The sequence below is a fragment of the Streptomyces sp. NPDC088157 genome, assembly GCF_044741545.1.
In the GTDB taxonomy this organism is placed as follows: domain Bacteria; phylum Actinomycetota; class Actinomycetes; order Streptomycetales; family Streptomycetaceae; genus Streptomyces.
Window position 1 is genome coordinate 325,909 of the sequence record NZ_JBIUSU010000006.1, and the last position, 15,391, is coordinate 341,299.

14 protein-coding genes are annotated in these 15,391 nt (G+C 73.2%); 10 read left to right on the top strand and 4 right to left on the bottom strand.

All coding sequences use genetic code 11. The features are described from left to right. Window positions 1–14 precede the first annotated feature (14 nt). The 5 genes from ACIPFH_RS25445 to ACIPFH_RS25465 all read left to right on the top strand — a co-directional run bounded on the left by ACIPFH_RS25445 (window position 15) and on the right by ACIPFH_RS25465 (window position 6,101). On the top strand, window positions 15–773 hold the full coding sequence (locus ACIPFH_RS25445; RefSeq protein ID WP_401829719.1) for an aminoacyl-tRNA hydrolase: 759 nt from the start codon (window positions 15–17) through the stop codon (window positions 771–773). A gap of 265 nt (window positions 774–1,038) precedes the next feature. After that, the gene (locus tag ACIPFH_RS25450) at window positions 1,039–2,430 is read left to right on the top strand and encodes a DUF692 domain-containing protein (protein ID WP_401829722.1); all 1,392 of its coding nucleotides are present in this window, start codon (window positions 1,039–1,041) and stop codon (window positions 2,428–2,430) included. Window positions 2,431–2,703: 273 nt separating this feature from the next. After that, window positions 2,704–3,480 carry a DUF4142 domain-containing protein gene (locus ACIPFH_RS25455; protein WP_401829724.1) on the top strand — a complete coding sequence of 259 codons (777 nt, stop codon included), beginning with the start codon at window positions 2,704–2,706 and terminating at the stop codon, window positions 3,478–3,480. A 102-nt stretch (window positions 3,481–3,582) separates the two neighbouring features. After that, window positions 3,583–4,359, top strand: a complete 777-nt coding sequence (locus ACIPFH_RS25460) for a TIGR04222 domain-containing membrane protein (protein ID WP_356256997.1) — start codon at window positions 3,583–3,585, stop codon at window positions 4,357–4,359. Between the two features lie 131 nt (window positions 4,360–4,490). Beyond that, on the top strand, window positions 4,491–6,101 hold the full coding sequence (locus tag ACIPFH_RS25465) for an alpha/beta hydrolase (RefSeq protein ID WP_401829726.1): 1,611 nt from the start codon (window positions 4,491–4,493) through the stop codon (window positions 6,099–6,101). Here the strand turns inward: ACIPFH_RS25465 and hemQ are convergent, their stop codons facing one another. Together hemQ and hemG are read right to left on the bottom strand one after the other, a co-directional pair. Beyond that, window positions 6,102–6,833 carry a hydrogen peroxide-dependent heme synthase gene (hemQ, locus tag ACIPFH_RS25470; protein WP_356256991.1) on the bottom strand — a complete coding sequence of 244 codons (732 nt, stop codon included), beginning with the start codon at window positions 6,831–6,833 and terminating at the stop codon, window positions 6,102–6,104. 5 nt (window positions 6,834–6,838) lie between these two features. Then, a complete protein-coding gene (gene hemG, locus ACIPFH_RS25475) occupies window positions 6,839–8,296 on the bottom strand; it encodes a protoporphyrinogen oxidase (protein WP_401829728.1) in 1,458 nt (485 codons plus the stop codon). A gap of 159 nt (window positions 8,297–8,455) precedes the next feature. On the opposite strand from hemG, the gene ACIPFH_RS25480 reads away from it, so the two are divergent. Both ACIPFH_RS25480 and ACIPFH_RS25485 read left to right on the top strand, forming a co-directional pair. Continuing rightward, entirely contained in the window at window positions 8,456–9,622 is a 1,167-nt protein-coding gene (locus ACIPFH_RS25480) for a DUF4349 domain-containing protein (protein WP_401829729.1), read from the top strand. Window positions 9,623–9,649: 27 nt separating this feature from the next. Further along, window positions 9,650–11,038, top strand: a complete 1,389-nt coding sequence (locus ACIPFH_RS25485; protein ID WP_401829730.1) for an FAD-dependent oxidoreductase — start codon at window positions 9,650–9,652, stop codon at window positions 11,036–11,038. A 74-nt stretch (window positions 11,039–11,112) separates the two neighbouring features. On the opposite strand, the gene ACIPFH_RS25490 is transcribed toward ACIPFH_RS25485, so the two are convergent. Then, window positions 11,113–11,385: a hypothetical protein gene (locus ACIPFH_RS25490; protein ID WP_356256979.1), complete on the bottom strand. Its 273-nt coding sequence runs from the start codon at window positions 11,383–11,385 to the stop codon at window positions 11,113–11,115. Window positions 11,386–11,509: 124 nt separating this feature from the next. Here ACIPFH_RS25490 and ACIPFH_RS25495 point away from each other — a divergent pair, with 124 nt between their 5' ends. Beyond that, window positions 11,510–12,322 (top strand): rhomboid family intramembrane serine protease, encoded by an 813-nt coding sequence (locus ACIPFH_RS25495; RefSeq protein ID WP_401829733.1) that lies wholly within the window; start codon window positions 11,510–11,512, stop codon window positions 12,320–12,322. Window positions 12,323–12,328: 6 nt separating this feature from the next. On the opposite strand, the gene hemE is transcribed toward ACIPFH_RS25495, so the two are convergent. Next, on the bottom strand, window positions 12,329–13,396 hold the full coding sequence (hemE, locus tag ACIPFH_RS25500; protein ID WP_401829735.1) for a uroporphyrinogen decarboxylase: 1,068 nt from the start codon (window positions 13,394–13,396) through the stop codon (window positions 12,329–12,331). Between the two features lie 271 nt (window positions 13,397–13,667). On the opposite strand from hemE, the gene ACIPFH_RS25505 reads away from it, so the two are divergent. Both ACIPFH_RS25505 and ACIPFH_RS25510 read left to right on the top strand, forming a co-directional pair. After that, window positions 13,668–14,294 carry a DUF3000 domain-containing protein gene (locus tag ACIPFH_RS25505; RefSeq protein ID WP_401829737.1) on the top strand — a complete coding sequence of 209 codons (627 nt, stop codon included), beginning with the start codon at window positions 13,668–13,670 and terminating at the stop codon, window positions 14,292–14,294. A 242-nt stretch (window positions 14,295–14,536) separates the two neighbouring features. Next, window positions 14,537–15,196 (top strand): LuxR C-terminal-related transcriptional regulator, encoded by a 660-nt coding sequence (locus ACIPFH_RS25510; RefSeq protein WP_401829740.1) that lies wholly within the window; start codon window positions 14,537–14,539, stop codon window positions 15,194–15,196. Window positions 15,197–15,391 lie beyond the last annotated feature (195 nt).

The window sequence follows — 15,391 nt, forward strand, 5'->3', positions numbered from 1 at the left end:
TCCCTCGCGGATGCATGGATCTTCCACCTGGCAGACTGGAGGACGTGACCAGTGATCCGGCCGTTCCCGGCGACAGCCCTTTCCGTTCCGAGCGTTCGACGCGGGACGAGGCTCCGCAGTTCGTCCTGCCCCTGGTGGTCCGGATCGAGCGGGCCGCCCCACCGGCGCGCACGGACGCGCTGGAGACGGCCGCGCGCGCCGTGCTGACGCTCCTGGCGGACGAGCGGGCGCTGGGCGAGGGTGAGTGGGCGGCGGCCGTGCGGGACTGGCAGGACGCCCGGATCCGCAAGGTGGTGCGGCGGGCGCGTGGCGCCGAGTGGCGGCGGGCGGAGACACTGCCCGGCATCACGGTCACGGGCAAGGCGGCGGAGGTACGGGTCTTCCCGCCCGTCCCGCTGGACGGCTGGCCCAAGGACCTGGCCAGGCTCCAGGTCTCCGGAACCGACCTCGACGACCCGGAACCGCCCGTCGACATCGACCCGACGGCCCCGGTGATCTGGCAGAACCCGGACGTCGCCATGTCCGCGGGGAAGGCGATGGCGCAGGCCGGGCACGGCGCGCAGCTCGCCTGGTGGGAGCTGTCGGACGAGGAGCGGACCGCCTGGCGCGAGGCGGGTTTTCCGCTCGCCGTGCGGACCGCGGAGCCACGGCGGTGGCGTGAGCTGACGGAGAGCGGACTACCGCTGGTGCGCGACGCGGGTTTCACCGAGATCGCCCCGGGCAGCTGCACGGTCGTCGCGGACCACCCGGCCCTGAGGACCCGTACCCCGTAACCCGCGGACCCACCAGCCCGGCGACCGGGCGGCCCGCTGCTCCGGCAGCCCGCGAACCGTGCCGCCCCGGCCCTCGGCAGCGCAGGACCCCACCCCACCGTCCAAGGACCCGGCGCCCCGCCGCCCGACAGGGCACGGCCGCCCGACAGGGCACGGCCGCCCGAACCTCAAATGTTGCTCTGAAGGAGGGCGGCGGACGGTTCGGGGGGCGGTGGCGGGGCCATACCACCGTCACCACGCAGGGGGCGTGAAGGAGGCGGGGACCATGAGGCGACTGGGAACGGGGATCGGCTGGCGGCCGGAGATCGCGGACGCCGTGGAACGGATGCCGGGCATCGACTGGGTCGAGGCCGTCGCCGAGAACGTGTGTCCCGGGCACCTGCCCGACTCCCTGCTACGGCTGCGCGAGCGCGGCGTCACCGTGATCCCGCACGGCGTCTCGCTCGGCCTCGGCGATGCGGAACGGCCCGACGCGGGCCGGCTGGCCGCGCTCGCCGAGCGGGTGGAGGCACTGGGCTCGCCGCTGGTCACCGAGCACATCGCCTTCGTCCGCGCCGGCGGCCCGCTGACGGCGTCCCCGCGGCTCGAGGCGGGGCATCTGCTGCCTGTCCCGCGCACCCGCGACGCCCTGCACGTGCTGTGCGAGAACGTGCGCATCGCACAGGACGCCCTGCCCGTGCCGCTCGCCGTCGAGAACATCGCCGCGCTCGTCGCGTGGCCGGGCGAGGAGATGACCGAGGGACAGTTCCTGTACGAGCTGGCCGACCGCACGGGCGTACGGCTGCTCATCGACGTGGCCAACCTGCACACCAACCACGTCAACCGGGGCGAGGATCCCGTCAAGGCGCTCGCCGAACTGCCCCTGGAGGCCATCGCCTACGTGCATGTCGCGGGCGGCGTCGAGCGGGACGGCGTCTGGCACGACAGCCACGCCCACCCGGTGCCCCGGCCGGTCCTGGACATCCTCACCGATCTCGCCTCCCGGGCGTCGCTTCCGGGAGTGCTGCTGGAGCGGGACGAGAACTTCCCTGAACCGGTGGAGCTCGAGCGGGAGTTGGGCGCCATCCGGGAAGCCGTCGCCATCGGCGGGACGATGCGCGGCGCGACGGGGACGGGAACGGGAACGGGAGCGCGGACGGGCCCCAAGACGGAGACGAAGACGGAGACGAAGACGGAGGCCGGGGCCGTGACGGGGGGCGGCTCCGCCCCGGCCGCCCGGCAGGCGGAACCGATCGTCCACGACGAGGCCGCCCGTCAGCGCCTCGGCCTCGCCCAGGCGGCGCTCCTGTCCGCGCTCGTCGCCGGGACACCGGTCCCCGAGGGCTTCGACCGGGTGCGACTCGGCGTACAGGCCCGGGCGCTGGCGGCCAAGCGGGCGGACGTGGTGGCGAAGGTGGCCCCGGAACTGCCGCTGATCCTCGGAAGCGGGTACCGGACCGCGTTCGTCACCTACGCACAGGGGCACCCGATGCGCGGCGGCTATCGGCAGGACGCCCTCGACTTCGCCGAGGAGCTGCTCACGGGCGGACGATCGGCGGAGGGCCGGTCCCGACGCGAACTGCGCCGCTGGTGGCTGGACCGCTCGGGACCCGCACCGAGACCGAAGTCACGGCTGGAACAGGTGGGGCGGGTGGGACGGTCGTTGATCCGCCGGTGAGGGACCTGCGGGATCCAAGGGATCCGAACCCCCGGCCGCCCGAATGTGCCAGGGTTAACACCCCACCGCGGACGACACGCGCCACCACCGCTTCCTCGCCCTTCCCTCACGCTTCCTCCCCTTTTGGCACCCCTCCGGGCCCTGCGGTTTCGCCCGTCGCGCCCCATTCGTAACCCTTCGCCTCCATAAGGCAGTTGGCGGGGACGGCGCAGTAACATGCCAGTCCCGCAACCGAAGCGCACTAACGTGCAGTGCCGCTGGCAGGAGGCACCCATGCGGCCCCGACCCCCCGTCAAGGGCAGAGGCATCTTCAGTGGTACCGGGCTCATCATCACGGGCCTGGCGGCGACCCTGGCGGCGCTGGTCTTCCCGATCTGGTCGTACGCCGACCGGTCGGGCACCGGAGTGGACGTGCTGAACGCGCAGACGGTGTCGACACAGTACGGGCCGCTGTCCGCGCTGGACCGGGAGTTCGTCACCAAGGTCCGGCTGGCGGGGTTGTGGGAGCTGCCCGCCGGTCAGCAGGCGGAGGCCAAGGGCACGACCGAGGCCGTACGGACGGCGGGCCGGCACCTGGTCGAGGGGCACACCTTCCTGGACGAGCGGGTGCGTACCGTCGCCTCCCGGCTGGGCCTCGCGCTGCCGAACGAGCCCAACGAGCAGCAGCAGGGCTGGCTGAGCGAGCTCGACGCGGCGCGGGGCGAGCAGTACGACTGGAAGTTCGCCAACATCCTGCGTCTCGCGCACGGACGGGTGTTCTCCGTCGTGGCCCAGGTGCGGGCCAGTACCCGCAACTCGCTGGTGCGCGAGCTCGCCGACGACGCCAACACCACCGTGCTGGACCACATCAAGATCCTGGAGGCCACCGGGTACGTCGACTTCGACGCCCTCGCCCGGGACATGGCCGCCGGCAGCACCCCGCCGATCACCCGCTCCCCCGGCCCGCCGGGCCCGACGACGGACCCCGGGGCCGCCGTGCCGGTGACGCCGTCACCGGCCGCCACCTATACGCTCCCGCCGGCCGTGGCCAGCCCGCCGCCCGGCTCCTGAGGCCGGGGCGAAGGCAAGCGGAACGTCACATATCCACAACACCGGGTCCGGATGGTGAACAGGGCATGGTGTTCCGCGGTGCGCATGGCATAGAAACGCGGCATGGTCTGGGTGCTTCTCCTGCTGCTGGCGTGGGCCGTCGCGGGTGCCTCGTGCACACGGCTGTGCCTGGCCGCCGTGCGGGCGGCGACCGTCGACGAGCACGCGGGCCGAAACCACGATTTGACGCTCTACGAGGCGGCCTTCCTGTCCGGCGGCCCCGGCCGGGTCGCCGACCTGACCATGGTCTCCATGGCGCGGCAGCGGCGGCTGCTGCTCGCCCGCACCGGCTGGGCGACCGTCGTGGACCCGCGCGGGCGTGACGAGATGGAGCGGTCGGTCATAGGGGCCATCGGACCCGAGGGGCAGTCCCGGATCGCCCCGGTACGGGCCGCCGCGGCGGCCGCCGACGCGGTGGGCGGCCTCGCCGACCGGCTGGTCCGCGCCGGTCTCGCGGTGCCCGACGGAGCCCGTACGACGGTCGCGGCCGGGGTGCGGCAGGTGCGGGCCGCCGCCGCGTTCGTCCTCGCGCTGGGCGCCACCGCGCTGCTGCTCCCCGCCACCCCCGACATGCCCCGCGACCTGGTCGCGCTCTGGTTCGCGCTGCCGCTGGCCCTCACGCTGAGCTGTCTCGCCATCGCGCGGGTGGAGGTGCATCCGTACTCGCGCTGGGCCTCCCCGGCCGGGCAGCGGCTGCTGGGCGCCCTGGCGAGGCGCGCCGGCGTCGCGGGGGACGACCGCACGTACCTGACCTCCGTGGCCGTTCGCGGGATCCGCGCGGTGGACGAGCCGGACCTGCGGGCGGCCTTCGCTCACCGCGAGCAGTCCGGGCGCGACTGAGGCGGGGCGCGCTCGACCACCGGGGGGCGCACAAGGGGCATTGGCGCCGACACCCGCCGTTGGTGCTTGCCTTCCCCCACGGTCGAACCAAACATCCCTTTTGTCGCCGCCGTGCACCGAAGGGACACCCGATGAGAGCCGCCGCCCTCCACTCGGCCGCAGGAGCCCTGCTCCTGACCGCCCTCTCCGCCGTCCCGGCCGGCGGCGTCCCGAGCGCCGGCGGCCTTTCCGCGTCGACCGGTGTCGTACTGGCCGCCACGCGGGCCGCCGCGAAGGGCGTCGACTTCGGGAAGTGCTCCGACGCGCAGGACCTGCCCGGCAGCATGCGATGCGGCACGGTCTCCGTCCCGCTCGACTACACGCACCCGAACGGCAAGCAGCTCGAGCTGACCGTCAGCCGCGTGAGCGCCACCCACCGGGACCCGCACAACAGCAGGCACCGGGTGCCGCGCCAGGGCGCGCTGGTCTTCAACCCGGGCGGTCCCGGTGGTTCGGGCCTGTACTTCCCGCTGATCGGACTGCTGCCGGAGTGGAAGCGCATCGGCGCGGCCTACGACCTCGTCGGCTACGACCCGCGCGGGGTGGGCCGTTCGGCGCCCCTGTCCTGCCAGGACCCCAAGCGCTTCTTCAAGGGGCCCTCCCCCGCCCCGACCCATCCCTCGGAGTCGTACAAGCGGGAGCGCATCGCGCAGGCGAAGGCGTACGCGCAGGGCTGCGCGAAGCGGGCGGGCAGCGGCCTGCGGCACTACAACTCGCTCAACAACGCCCGTGACCTGGACGTGCTGCGCGCCGCGCTCGGCGAGGAGCGGCTGACGTTCATGGGAGCGTCGTACGGCACCTACTTCGGGGCGGTCTACGCGACGCTGTTCCCGTCCCACGTGAGGCGGATGGTGTTCGACGCGGCCGTGAACCCGGACCCGGCGCAGATCTGGTACCGCAACAACCTCGACCAGTCGGCGGCGTTCGAGAGCCGCTGGACGGACTTCCGGGAGTGGATCGCGAGGCACGACGACGTGTACGGCCTCGGCGGCACGGCGCAGGCGGTGCTGAACAGCTACGAGCGGGCGCGGGCGCGGCTGGCCGCGGAGCCGGCCGGCGGGAAGGTGGGACCGGGCCAGCTGCAGGGCGCGTTCCTGCAGGCCGGGTACTACGACGACTACTGGCCCGCCCGGGCGCAGGCGCTGTCGCAGTACCTGAAGGGCGATCCGAAGCAGCTGATCGCCCTGGCCGGGCCGGTGCGGGAGGCCGCCGCGGAGGCGGAGAACGCGAACGCCGTGTACACGGCCGTGGAGTGCAACGACGCGTCCTGGCCGACGGACTGGAAGGTGTGGGACCGCGACAACACGCGGCTCGCGCGCGTCGCGCCGTTCGAGACGTGGGACAACGTCTGGGCGAACCTGCCGTGCGCCTACTGGCCCGCGCCCCGGCAGCAGCCGCTCGACGTACGGACCGGGCCGGGCGAGCTGCCGCCGACGCTGATCCTGGCCGCCGAGCACGACGCCGCCGCGCCTTATGACGGAGCCCTCGAAATGCGCCGGCGCCTGTCGGGCTCGGTGCTGGTGACGGAGCGGGACGCCGGCACCCATGGCATCGCGGGCGGGCCCAACCGGTGCGTCAACGGCCACCTCGACGCCTACCTGTTGGAGGGACGGCTCCCGGGGCGGCGCGCGGCCTGCGCACCGCACCCGGAACCCCGGCCGGCGGCCGCCCCCGCGGAGCGCGCCGCCCGGCAGGGACACTGATCAGGCGAGGCCCGCGACCAGCTCCGTGAGGTCCTTGCGGCGGCCCGTGTAGAACGGGACCTCCTCGCGGACGTGCATGCGGGCCTCCGAGGCACGCAGGTGGCGCATGAGGTCGACGATGCGGTACAGCTCGTCGGCCTCGAAGGCCAGCATCCACTCGTAGTCGCCCAGCGAGAACGAGGCGACGGTGTTGGCGCGGACGTCCGGGTAGCCGCGGGCCATCTTGCCGTGGTCGGCGAGCATCCGGCGGCGGTCCTCGTCGGGCAGCAGGTACCAGTCGTAGGAGCGCACGAAGGGGTAGACGCTCACGTAGTTGCGGGGCGTCTCGTCGGCGAGGAACGCCGGGATGTGCGAGCGGTTGAACTCGGCGGGGCGGTGCAGCGCCATGTTCGACCAGACCGGCTCCAGGGCGCGGCCCAGCCTCGTGCGGCGGAAGAGGTTGTACGCCTCCTGGAGCTGGTCGGCGGTCTCGGCGTGCCACCAGATCATGACGTCGGCGTCGGCGCGCAGGCCGGACACGTCGTACGTGCCGCGGATCGTCACGTCCTTGGCGGCGAGCTGGTCGAACAGCTCCTGGACCTCGTCGGCGTACCCCGCGCGGTCCTCGGGCAGTACGTCCTTCAGCTTGAAGACGGACCACAGCGTGTAACGGATGACCTCGTTGAGGTCCTTGGCCAGCTTGCCCTTGTTCGGGACCCTGCCGGACTCGGTGGTGGGGGCGTCGTCACTCATGGCTCTCATTCTCCCGCTCCGCCGTGCAGACTCTGCACCGGGTTGGCCGCGAGGTCCCGTACGGCGCTCAGGTCGCCGCCGAGCTGGTCGACCGCGGCGTACGCGCTGGCGATGCAGGCGGGGATGCCGACGCCGTCGTACTGCGCGCCGCACACCGCGAGGTTCGGGAGCTTGGCGACCTGCTCGCGGATGCGGGCCACGCGCGCGTGGTGGCCGACCGGGTACTGGGGCAGGCCGTCGGTCCAGCGGGTGACGCGCGTCTCCAGGGGCGTGGCGTCCAGGCCGGTGGCCGCGCGCAGGTCGTGCCGGGAGACGGCGACGAGGTCGGCGTCCTCGCGCTCCAGGATCTCCGTCTCGCCGTACCGCCCGACGGAGGTGCGCAGTACGACCGTGTCCGGGTTCTCCTCGGCGATCCAGCCCCACTTCTGGGAGGCGAAGGTGGACGCCTTGATGGTGCGTCCGTCGACGGGCGGGACGAGGAAGCCGCTGCCGTCGGGCAGGGCCGTGCCGGCACGCCGGTAGGCGAGGGTGACCAGGGCCATGGAGGCGTACTCCACCGTGCGCAGCCCGGCGGCGGCCTCGGGGGACTCGGCGGCCAGCAGCGCGGCGGCGGCCGGTGCGGGGACGGCGACGACCACGGCGTCGGCGTCCAGTGCCCGCTGCCCCGCGGTGACGCGCCAGCCTCCGCCGGGTCCTCGGTGCAGTCCGGTCACCGCCACGCGCGTGTGGATCTCGCCGCCGCGCGCTTCGACGGACTCGGCGACCGCGAGCGGCAGGGAGCCCACACCGCCCTTGATCCCCATGAACACCGGGCCGGTCTGCGAGCTCGCCGCCGCCTTCGCCTGGATCTCGCGGACGGCCTCCGTCAACGAGGTGTGGGTCCGGGCCGCCTGGAAGAGCTGCGGGACCGCCGAGCGCATCGAGATCCGGTAGGCGTCGCCTGCGTACACCCCGCCGAGCAGCGGTTCGACGAGACGGTCGACGACCTCGCGGCCCAGGCGCGCCGCCACGTACTCCCCGACCGCCACGTCGTCGCCGACCTCGGTGCGGGGCAGATCGGCGTCGCGCCCGATCCGGGCGAGGCCCTCGTCGGAGAGCACTCCGGCGAGGGCGGCCGCGGTGCCGGGGACGCCCATGACGTGTCCCTTGGGCATGGGGCGCAGCGCGCCGCGGGTCCAGATCGACGCCGTCGCGGTGGCCGGCGGTCGCAGACGGTCGGAGAGGCCCACCTCGCGCGCGAGGGCGACCGCCTCGGGCCGGCGGGCCAGCATCGACTCGGCGCCCAGGTCCACGCGCGCGCCCGCGATCTCGCCGGGCAGCAGCTTGCCGCCCACCCGGTCGGTGGCCTCGAGCACGGTCACCCGCGCCCCGCGCTCCAGCAGCCGGTGGGCGGCGGCCAGCCCGGCGATCCCGGCTCCGATGACGACGACGTGCTGCCCCGTACCCGTACCCGTTGCGGTCATACGCCCACTGTCTCAGACCCCGCCGACCCCCCGGCCGCCGCCCGGTGTCCTTCCCGCGTCCCGACCGTGACCTGTTCGGAACCGATTCCCGCCAACGTCCCGGCCCACCCGGGCGTCGAAGGAGCGTCAAGGTCGTCAGAACCCCGGGGGTACACCCACATGCGCACACGACGTTCCGCAGAACGCTCCGTACGACGTTCCGCGCGGCCGGTCGGCGCCCTGGCCGCGCTCGCGCTGGCCGCGGCCCTCGCACTCACCGGATGCAGCGGCGCGAACGACTCGGGCGCCAACAGCACGGCCGACAAGGCCGCCGTCGGTGAGGCCGGCGCCGGGGACGCGGACGCCGCGCAGGACGCGAAGGAGGGTGCGGGCGCGAGCGGGTCGAAGGCCACCGCCGCGCCGGACCTCACCGTCAGCCGCATCATCCGCACCGCCTCTTTGACCGTGCAGGTCAAGGACGTCCCGAAGGCACTGGACGAGGCTCGCGCGACCACGGAGAACGCGGGCGGCTACGTCGGCGACGAGACGACCGTCCGGGACGAGAACGGCGCCGAGCGCACCCGGGTGGTGCTGCGGGTACCCGTCGGGAAGTACGACGACGTGCTCGCCGCCCTGCAGGGAGCGGGCAAGCTCCTGGAGCGCACGGCTAAGGCCCAGGACGTCACCGACCAGGTCGTCGACGTCGACAGCCGCATCGCCACGCAGCGTGCCAGCGTCGCCCGGGTCCGCGAGCTGATGGACCGGGCCACCAAGCTGAGCGACGTGGTCACCCTGGAGGGCGAGTTGAGCAGCCGGGAGGCCGACCTCGAGGCGCTGCTCGCCCAGCAGTCGTCCCTGAAGGACCGCACCAGCCTGGCGACCGTCACGCTGACCCTGTCCGAGAAGCCGGTCGTCCCGGCCGCCGAGGACGACGACCCGGGGTTCGTGGACGCTCTGGCGGGCGGCTGGGGCGCGTTGGTGACGATGCTGCGCTGGATCGCCGTCGCGTTCGGAGCGGTGCTGCCGTTCCTCGCGGTGGCCCTGCTGCTCCTGCTGGTGTGGCTGCGGCTGGTGCGTCCGCGCCGCCGAGCGGCAGAGGCGAACCGGTCCCGGGTGAGCGTGCCCGGGCAGACCGGAGCGAGGCAGACCGAAGCCGGGACGGCCGGAGGATGGCAGACCGGAGCCGGAACGGCCGGGCCCGGGCACACCGGAGCCGGGCACACCGGAGTCGGAACGGCCGGGCCCGGGCACACCGGAGCCGGGACGGGCGGAGCAGGGCAGACCGGAGCCGGGACGGGCGGGCCCGGGCAGACCGGAGCCGGGGCGGGCGAGCCTGAGCAGCACTGAACTGCGGGTCCCCCGTAGCGTGTTCGCATGAGCATCGAACGACTGGTGGTGATCGGCGGTGACGCCGCGGGCATGTCCGCGGCGTCCCAGGCCCGTCGGTTGAAGGGACCGGGCGAACTGGAGATCGTGGCCTTCGAACGCGGCCACTTCACGTCCTATTCGGCGTGCGGCATCCCGTACTGGGTGGGCGGTGACGTCACCGAGCGGGACGATCTGATCGCCCGCACGCCCGAGGAACACCGCGCGCGGGAGATCGACCTGCGACTGCGCACGGAGGTCACGGAGATCGACGTCGCGGGACGGCGGGTACGCGCGCGTGCGGTGGATTCAGGGGCGGAGTCCTGGACGTCGTACGACAAGCTCGTCATCGCGACCGGGGCCCGCCCGATCCGGCCGGACATGCCGGGAGCGGACGCGCCGGGCGTGCACGGGGTGCAGACCCTGGACGACGGTCAGGCCCTGCTCGACACGCTGGCACGCGCGCGTGGCAAGCGCGCCGTGGTGGTCGGGGCGGGCTACATCGGCGTGGAGATGGCCGAGGCGCTCATCAAGCGCGGCTACGAGGTGACGATCGTCAACCGGGGCAGCGAACCGATGTCGACCCTCGACCCGGACATGGGCCGGCTGGTGCACCGCGCCCTGGAGGGCCTGGGCATCACCTTGGTGAACGACACCGAGGTCACCGCGCTGCGCACGGCGGAGGACGGCCGGGTACGGGCGGTGGTCACCCAGGAGGCCGAGTACCCGGCGGACGTGGTCGTGCTGGGCATCGGCGTCCGCCCGGAGACCGGGCTGGCGAAGGCCGCCGGGCTGCCCCTGGGCGCCCACGGCGGGCTGCTCACCGATCTGGCGATGCGGGTGCGCGGGCCCCTCGCCGACGGGACGGTCTGGGCCGGCGGCGACTGTGTCGAGGTCCTCGACCTGGTCTCCGGCCAGGAGCGCCACATCGCCCTCGGCACCCACGCCAACAAGCACGGCCAGGTCATCGGCACCAACGTCGGCGGCGGCTACGCCACGTTCCCCGGTGTGGTCGGCACGGCCGTCAGCAAGGTCTGCGATCTGGAGATCGCCCGCACCGGCCTCCGCGAGAAGGACGCCCGTCGCGTCGGCCTCCAGTTCGAGACGGTCACCATCGAGTCCACCAGCCGGGCCGGCTATTACCCCGGCGCATCTCCCATGACGGTCAAGATGCTCGCCGAACGAAGGACGGGCCGGCTGCTGGGCGTCCAGATCGTCGGGAGGGAGGGCGCGGGCAAACGCGTCGACATCGCGGCGGTGGCGTTGACGGCCGGGATGACGGTGGAACAGATGACGGCCCTGGACCTCGGCTACGCCCCGCCGTTCAGCCCGGTCTGGGACCCGGTGCTGGTGGCCGCCAGGAAGGCCACGGCCAGGGTGCACGGCAGCCGGCGTTAGGGGCGCGGGGAACCGCGCGACCAGCCGCCCACTGCTCGCGGCCGCCGCACCACCCGCACCCCTTACGCGGACGGTTACGCGGTCCCGCTGAGCCTCGGCAGAGCGGAAACGGCGGCCGGGGCCGCAGGGTGCTCCGTGGGCTTCGCATGGGCCGCGGGCACCGGCCGCGACCGCAGCCGGCTGCTGACAGCCTCGTCCAGCGTCACCGGCCGCTGCATCTGCGCAGCGAGCCGCCCGGCCTCCTGGCCGAGCCGTGCCACGTCTTCCCAGGGCAGCCGGATCACCAGGGAGATCTCCGCCTCGCCGTCGGGGGTCGCGTGCATCGGGGGAGTAACTCGGTCGTTCATCGCTGTTCCTCACGTCGTCCCCGCGGCCCGCCTTCCTCGTGCCGCGAGCAGTTGACGGTTCATACGCGCCCGTGGGGATCGGCGTTCACCGGTTCACCGACCGGATCGGGGGCAGTACTTCCTTGTGGTCATCCCCGTCCATGACGTGAATCCCGTGCGCCGCACCCCGGTGGTGACGTACGCCCTCATCGCGGTGAACGTCTTCGTCTTCCTGTTCATGCCCGGTCTGTCCGGCTCCGTGGCGGGCGACAGCAGTCTGGCCCAGACGTGTCATCTGCACGCCTTCCTGGAGCATTACGCGGCCGTGCCACAGGAGTTGATCCACCATCAGCTGCCGCAGCTCGTCCCCACCGGCGACGTGCGCGGCGCGGCCTGCGTGCTGAACCCGCCGGACTACGACAAGTCGCCCGCGCTGAGCGTTCTCACCGCGATGTTCCTGCACGGCGGCTGGCTGCACCTGCTGGGCAACATGCTGTTCCTGCTGATCTTCGGCAACAACATCGAGGACCGCATGGGGCACGTCCGCTTCGCGCTCTTCTACGTCGCCTGCGGCTACGCGGCGTCGTACGGTTTCGCCCTGCTCAACGCCGACTCCGCCGACCCGCTGATCGGGGCGTCGGGGGCGATCGCGGGGGTGCTGGGCGCCTATCTGGTGCTGTATCCGAAGGCCAGGGTGTGGGTGCTCGTCCCGTTCCTGGTGTTCCTGCCGCTGCGCCTGCCGGCGTGGCTGGTGCTGGGCTTCTGGTTCGTACTGCAGGCGGTGTACTCCTCCGGCGAGGGTGTCTCCGGCGCGGGCACCGTGGCGTACGCGGCGCATGTCGTCGGTTTCCTCGCGGGGATGCTGCTGGCCTGGCCGCTCAAGGCGGGCACGCCCCCGCCGCCGGAGCCGCGCGGTCTGCTGTTCGGCAGACGGGCGCGCCCCCGGCACAGCTGGTGAGACGGCTCAGCGGGCGGTCCGGGTGTGGACGTACTCGACGAGGCGGGTCAGCGCGTCCGGGTCGGTGGACGGCATGACGCCGTGCCCGAGGTTGAAGACGTGGCCCTCCAGCCCGGCGGCCGTGTCGAGGACCTCGCGGGTCTTGGCCTCGACGGCCTCGGTGCCGGCGAACAGGACGGTCGGGTCGAGGTTGCCCTGGAGCGCCTTGCCGGGGCCGACCCGGCGGGCGGCCTCGTCGAGCGGGACGCGCCAGTCGACGCCGACGACGTCCGCTCCGGCCTCGCCCATCAGCTTGAGCAGCTCGCCGGTGCCGACCCCGAAGTGGATGCGCGGTACGCCGTACCCCTCGACCGCGCGGAAGACCTTCGCGGAGGCGGGCAGCACCGAGCGGCGGTAGTCGGTCGGGGCGAGCGCGCCGGCCCATGAGTCGAAGAGCTGGACGGCGCTGGCGCCGGCCTCGATCTGCACCTTCAGGAAGGCCGACGTGATCTCCGCGAGCCGGTCGAGCAGGTCGGCCCAGAGCTCGGGATCGCCGTACATCATCGCCTTGGCGTTCTCGTACGTGCGCGACGGACCGCCCTCGACGAGGTAGCTCGCGAGGGTGAACGGGGCGCCGGCGAAACCGATGAGGGGGGTGGCGCCGAGCTCGGCCGTCAGCAGGCCGATGGCCTCGGTGACGTACGAGACGTCCTCGGGGGTGAGGTCGCGCAGCTGGGCGAGGTCGGCGCGGGTGCGGATCGGGCGCTCGACGACCGGGCCGACGCCGGGCTTGATGTCGAGGTCGATGCCGATCGCCTTGAGCGGGACGACGATGTCGCTGAAGTAGATCGCCGCGTCCACGTCGTGCCGGCGCACCGGCTGGAGGGTGATCTCGGTGACCAGTTCGGGCCGCATGCAGGACTCGAGCATCGGGATGCCCTCGCGGACCTTGCGGTACTCGGGCAGTGAGCGTCCGGCCTGCCGCATGAACCACACGGGCGTGTGCGGCACCGGTTCGCGCCTGCACGCCTTGAGGAAGGCACTGTCGTAGGTCGCTGTCGGCTGCCGGCCCGCCGGGCTCTCGTTCGCACTCACGACGGCAAGTCTCCCACGGCCCCGGACGCGGTGAGGCCGCCCCCCGCCCGGCCGCCGGCCGGCCGCCTCCCGGCGCTGCCGTACCCCTGCCGGGCCTCCGGCGCGCCTGAGCCGTGCTCCTCGGGCGTGCGCGGTCCGTGCGCCTGTTCGCCCAGCGCGCACCCGTCCGCGAGCCCCGCACGGGTGTCTTGCCCTGCGCGAAGGCCCCGTTCCCCTTAATCTTCCCCGCATGGCTGCGGCTCAGGGACGACTGTCGGACGGCGCTGGCGGGATGGATGACGCGAACGAGGGGGACGGGGATGGGAACAGGTCGGCTCCACCGCCCTTCCGGGCGGCCGTCGACGCGCTGAGGGCGGCCCGGCTGCGGCCGCAGATCGAGGTCGAGTCGACACCGGCCCCGAAACGGCTGGCCCCGTTCGCGTACGCGCTGGAGGCGACGGTCGTGGACGGCGACCAGGACCTGGCCGACGGCCGGCTGGTGCTGCTGCACGACCCGGCCGGGCACGACGCCTGGCGCGGAACGTTCCGGCTGGTGACCCTCGTCCGGGCGGAGCTGGAGCCGGAGATGGCGGCGGACCCGCTGCTGCCCGAGGTGTGCTGGTCCTGGCTGACCGGCGCCCTCCAGGCGCGCGGGCTGACCTACGGCGAGCCGAGCGGGACCGTCACGCGCGCGAGCTCCCACTATTTCGGCGGGCTGGCGGAGCGCCCGGCGGCCTCCCAGATCGAGATCCGGGCCTCCTGGACACCGCGTGAGGGGCTGGGCGGCGTGCCGGAGACGGGAGCGCACCTGGCGTCCTGGTGCGATCTGCTGGCGCAGGTGGCGGGACTGCCGCCGGCCGGCCCCGGGGACGCGTCGGTGGTGACGCTGCCGCAGCGCAGGGGGCCCCAGTCGCGTTGACCATCTCTTTGTCGATACGGCCATTTTCGGTCCCGTAAGACACCCACTTAAACCGACTCGATCTTCGGATGATCGATCGCGTGTCCGAATTGCACGGATTGTTACTCACTAGATCGTGATCATTCTCTAAAGGACCCCGGGTTCGCTGCCGAAGACGACTGTGACCTTGAAAGCACGGTTCGTCCCGGCTTCCTCCCCACAAGCCCCGCGAGCCGGCTCCCGTCCCCCACCCAGGAGGCCTGGTGTCCGTTCTCCTCGAGCAGCCCGCAAGCCTGGTCGCCTACCGCCCGAACAAGCCCACCGCCATGGTGGTCGTGGCCGACCCCCGCGTCCGCTCCACCGTCACCCGCCACCTGTGGGCGCTCGGTGTGCGCGACGTCATCGAGGCCTCGTCCATCGCGGAGGCTCGTCCCCGCATCGGCAACCCCCGCGACATCTGCGTCGCCGACGTCCACCTGCCCGACGGCTCCGGCCTCACCCTGCTGTCGGAGACCCGCGCCGCGGGCTGGCCCAACGGGCTCGCCCTCTCCGCCGCCGACGACATCGGCGCCGTGCGCAACGCCCTCGCGGGCGGCGTCAAGGGCTACGTGGTCACCGGCACCCGCACCAACCTCGGCCTCCCCAGCCGACCCGGTGCCGTCCCCATGGGCTCCGCCGCCCGTATGCACCGCCGCCCCCCGGGTGCCCCGAGCCACCCGGGCGGCTACCGCGAGCTCTCCGGCCGTGAGGTCGAGGTGCTGCGACTGGTCGCTGAAGGCCAGTCGAACAAGGCGATCGGCGTCTCCATGGGCCTGTCCGCGCTGACCGTCAAGAGCCACCTCGCCCGCATCGCCCGCAAGCTCGGCACGGGTGACCGCGCCGGCATGGTCGCGGTGGCCCTGCGGACCGGCATCATCCACTGAGACCCCATCCGGCCCGGGAAGGTTTTCCCAGGGCGGCCCGGTGACCGCCGGTCCGGCTCCTCCCGTCCTCTCCCGTTCCCTCCCGTCCCCTCCCGCCTCTTCCCGGTTTCTTCCCGACCTCTTCCCCTTCGTTCACCGGCCTGACCGGTTTACGACCCTCCGGCGCCCGCCGACGGAACGTTCCGTCGGCGGGCG

Bases quoted from the DNA above. Each gene is read 5' to 3' on its own strand.
- ACIPFH_RS25445 (WP_401829719.1), top strand. From the start codon at position 15: ATGGATCTTCCACCTGGCAGACTGGAGGACGTGACCAGTGATCCGGCC.
- ACIPFH_RS25450 (WP_401829722.1), top strand. From the start codon at position 1,039: ATGAGGCGACTGGGAACGGGGATCGGCTGGCGGCCGGAGATCGCGGAC.
- ACIPFH_RS25455 (WP_401829724.1), top strand. From the start codon at position 2,704: ATGCGGCCCCGACCCCCCGTCAAGGGCAGAGGCATCTTCAGTGGTACC.
- ACIPFH_RS25460 (WP_356256997.1), top strand. From the start codon at position 3,583: ATGGTCTGGGTGCTTCTCCTGCTGCTGGCGTGGGCCGTCGCGGGTGCC.
- ACIPFH_RS25465 (WP_401829726.1), top strand. From the start codon at position 4,491: ATGAGAGCCGCCGCCCTCCACTCGGCCGCAGGAGCCCTGCTCCTGACC.
- hemQ (WP_356256991.1), bottom strand. From the start codon at position 6,833: ATGAGTGACGACGCCCCCACCACCGAGTCCGGCAGGGTCCCGAACAAG.
- hemG (WP_401829728.1), bottom strand. From the start codon at position 8,296: ATGACCGCAACGGGTACGGGTACGGGGCAGCACGTCGTCGTCATCGGA.
- ACIPFH_RS25480 (WP_401829729.1), top strand. From the start codon at position 8,456: ATGCGCACACGACGTTCCGCAGAACGCTCCGTACGACGTTCCGCGCGG.
- ACIPFH_RS25485 (WP_401829730.1), top strand. From the start codon at position 9,650: ATGAGCATCGAACGACTGGTGGTGATCGGCGGTGACGCCGCGGGCATG.
- ACIPFH_RS25490 (WP_356256979.1), bottom strand. From the start codon at position 11,385: ATGAACGACCGAGTTACTCCCCCGATGCACGCGACCCCCGACGGCGAG.
- ACIPFH_RS25505 (WP_401829737.1), top strand. From the start codon at position 13,668: ATGGATGACGCGAACGAGGGGGACGGGGATGGGAACAGGTCGGCTCCA.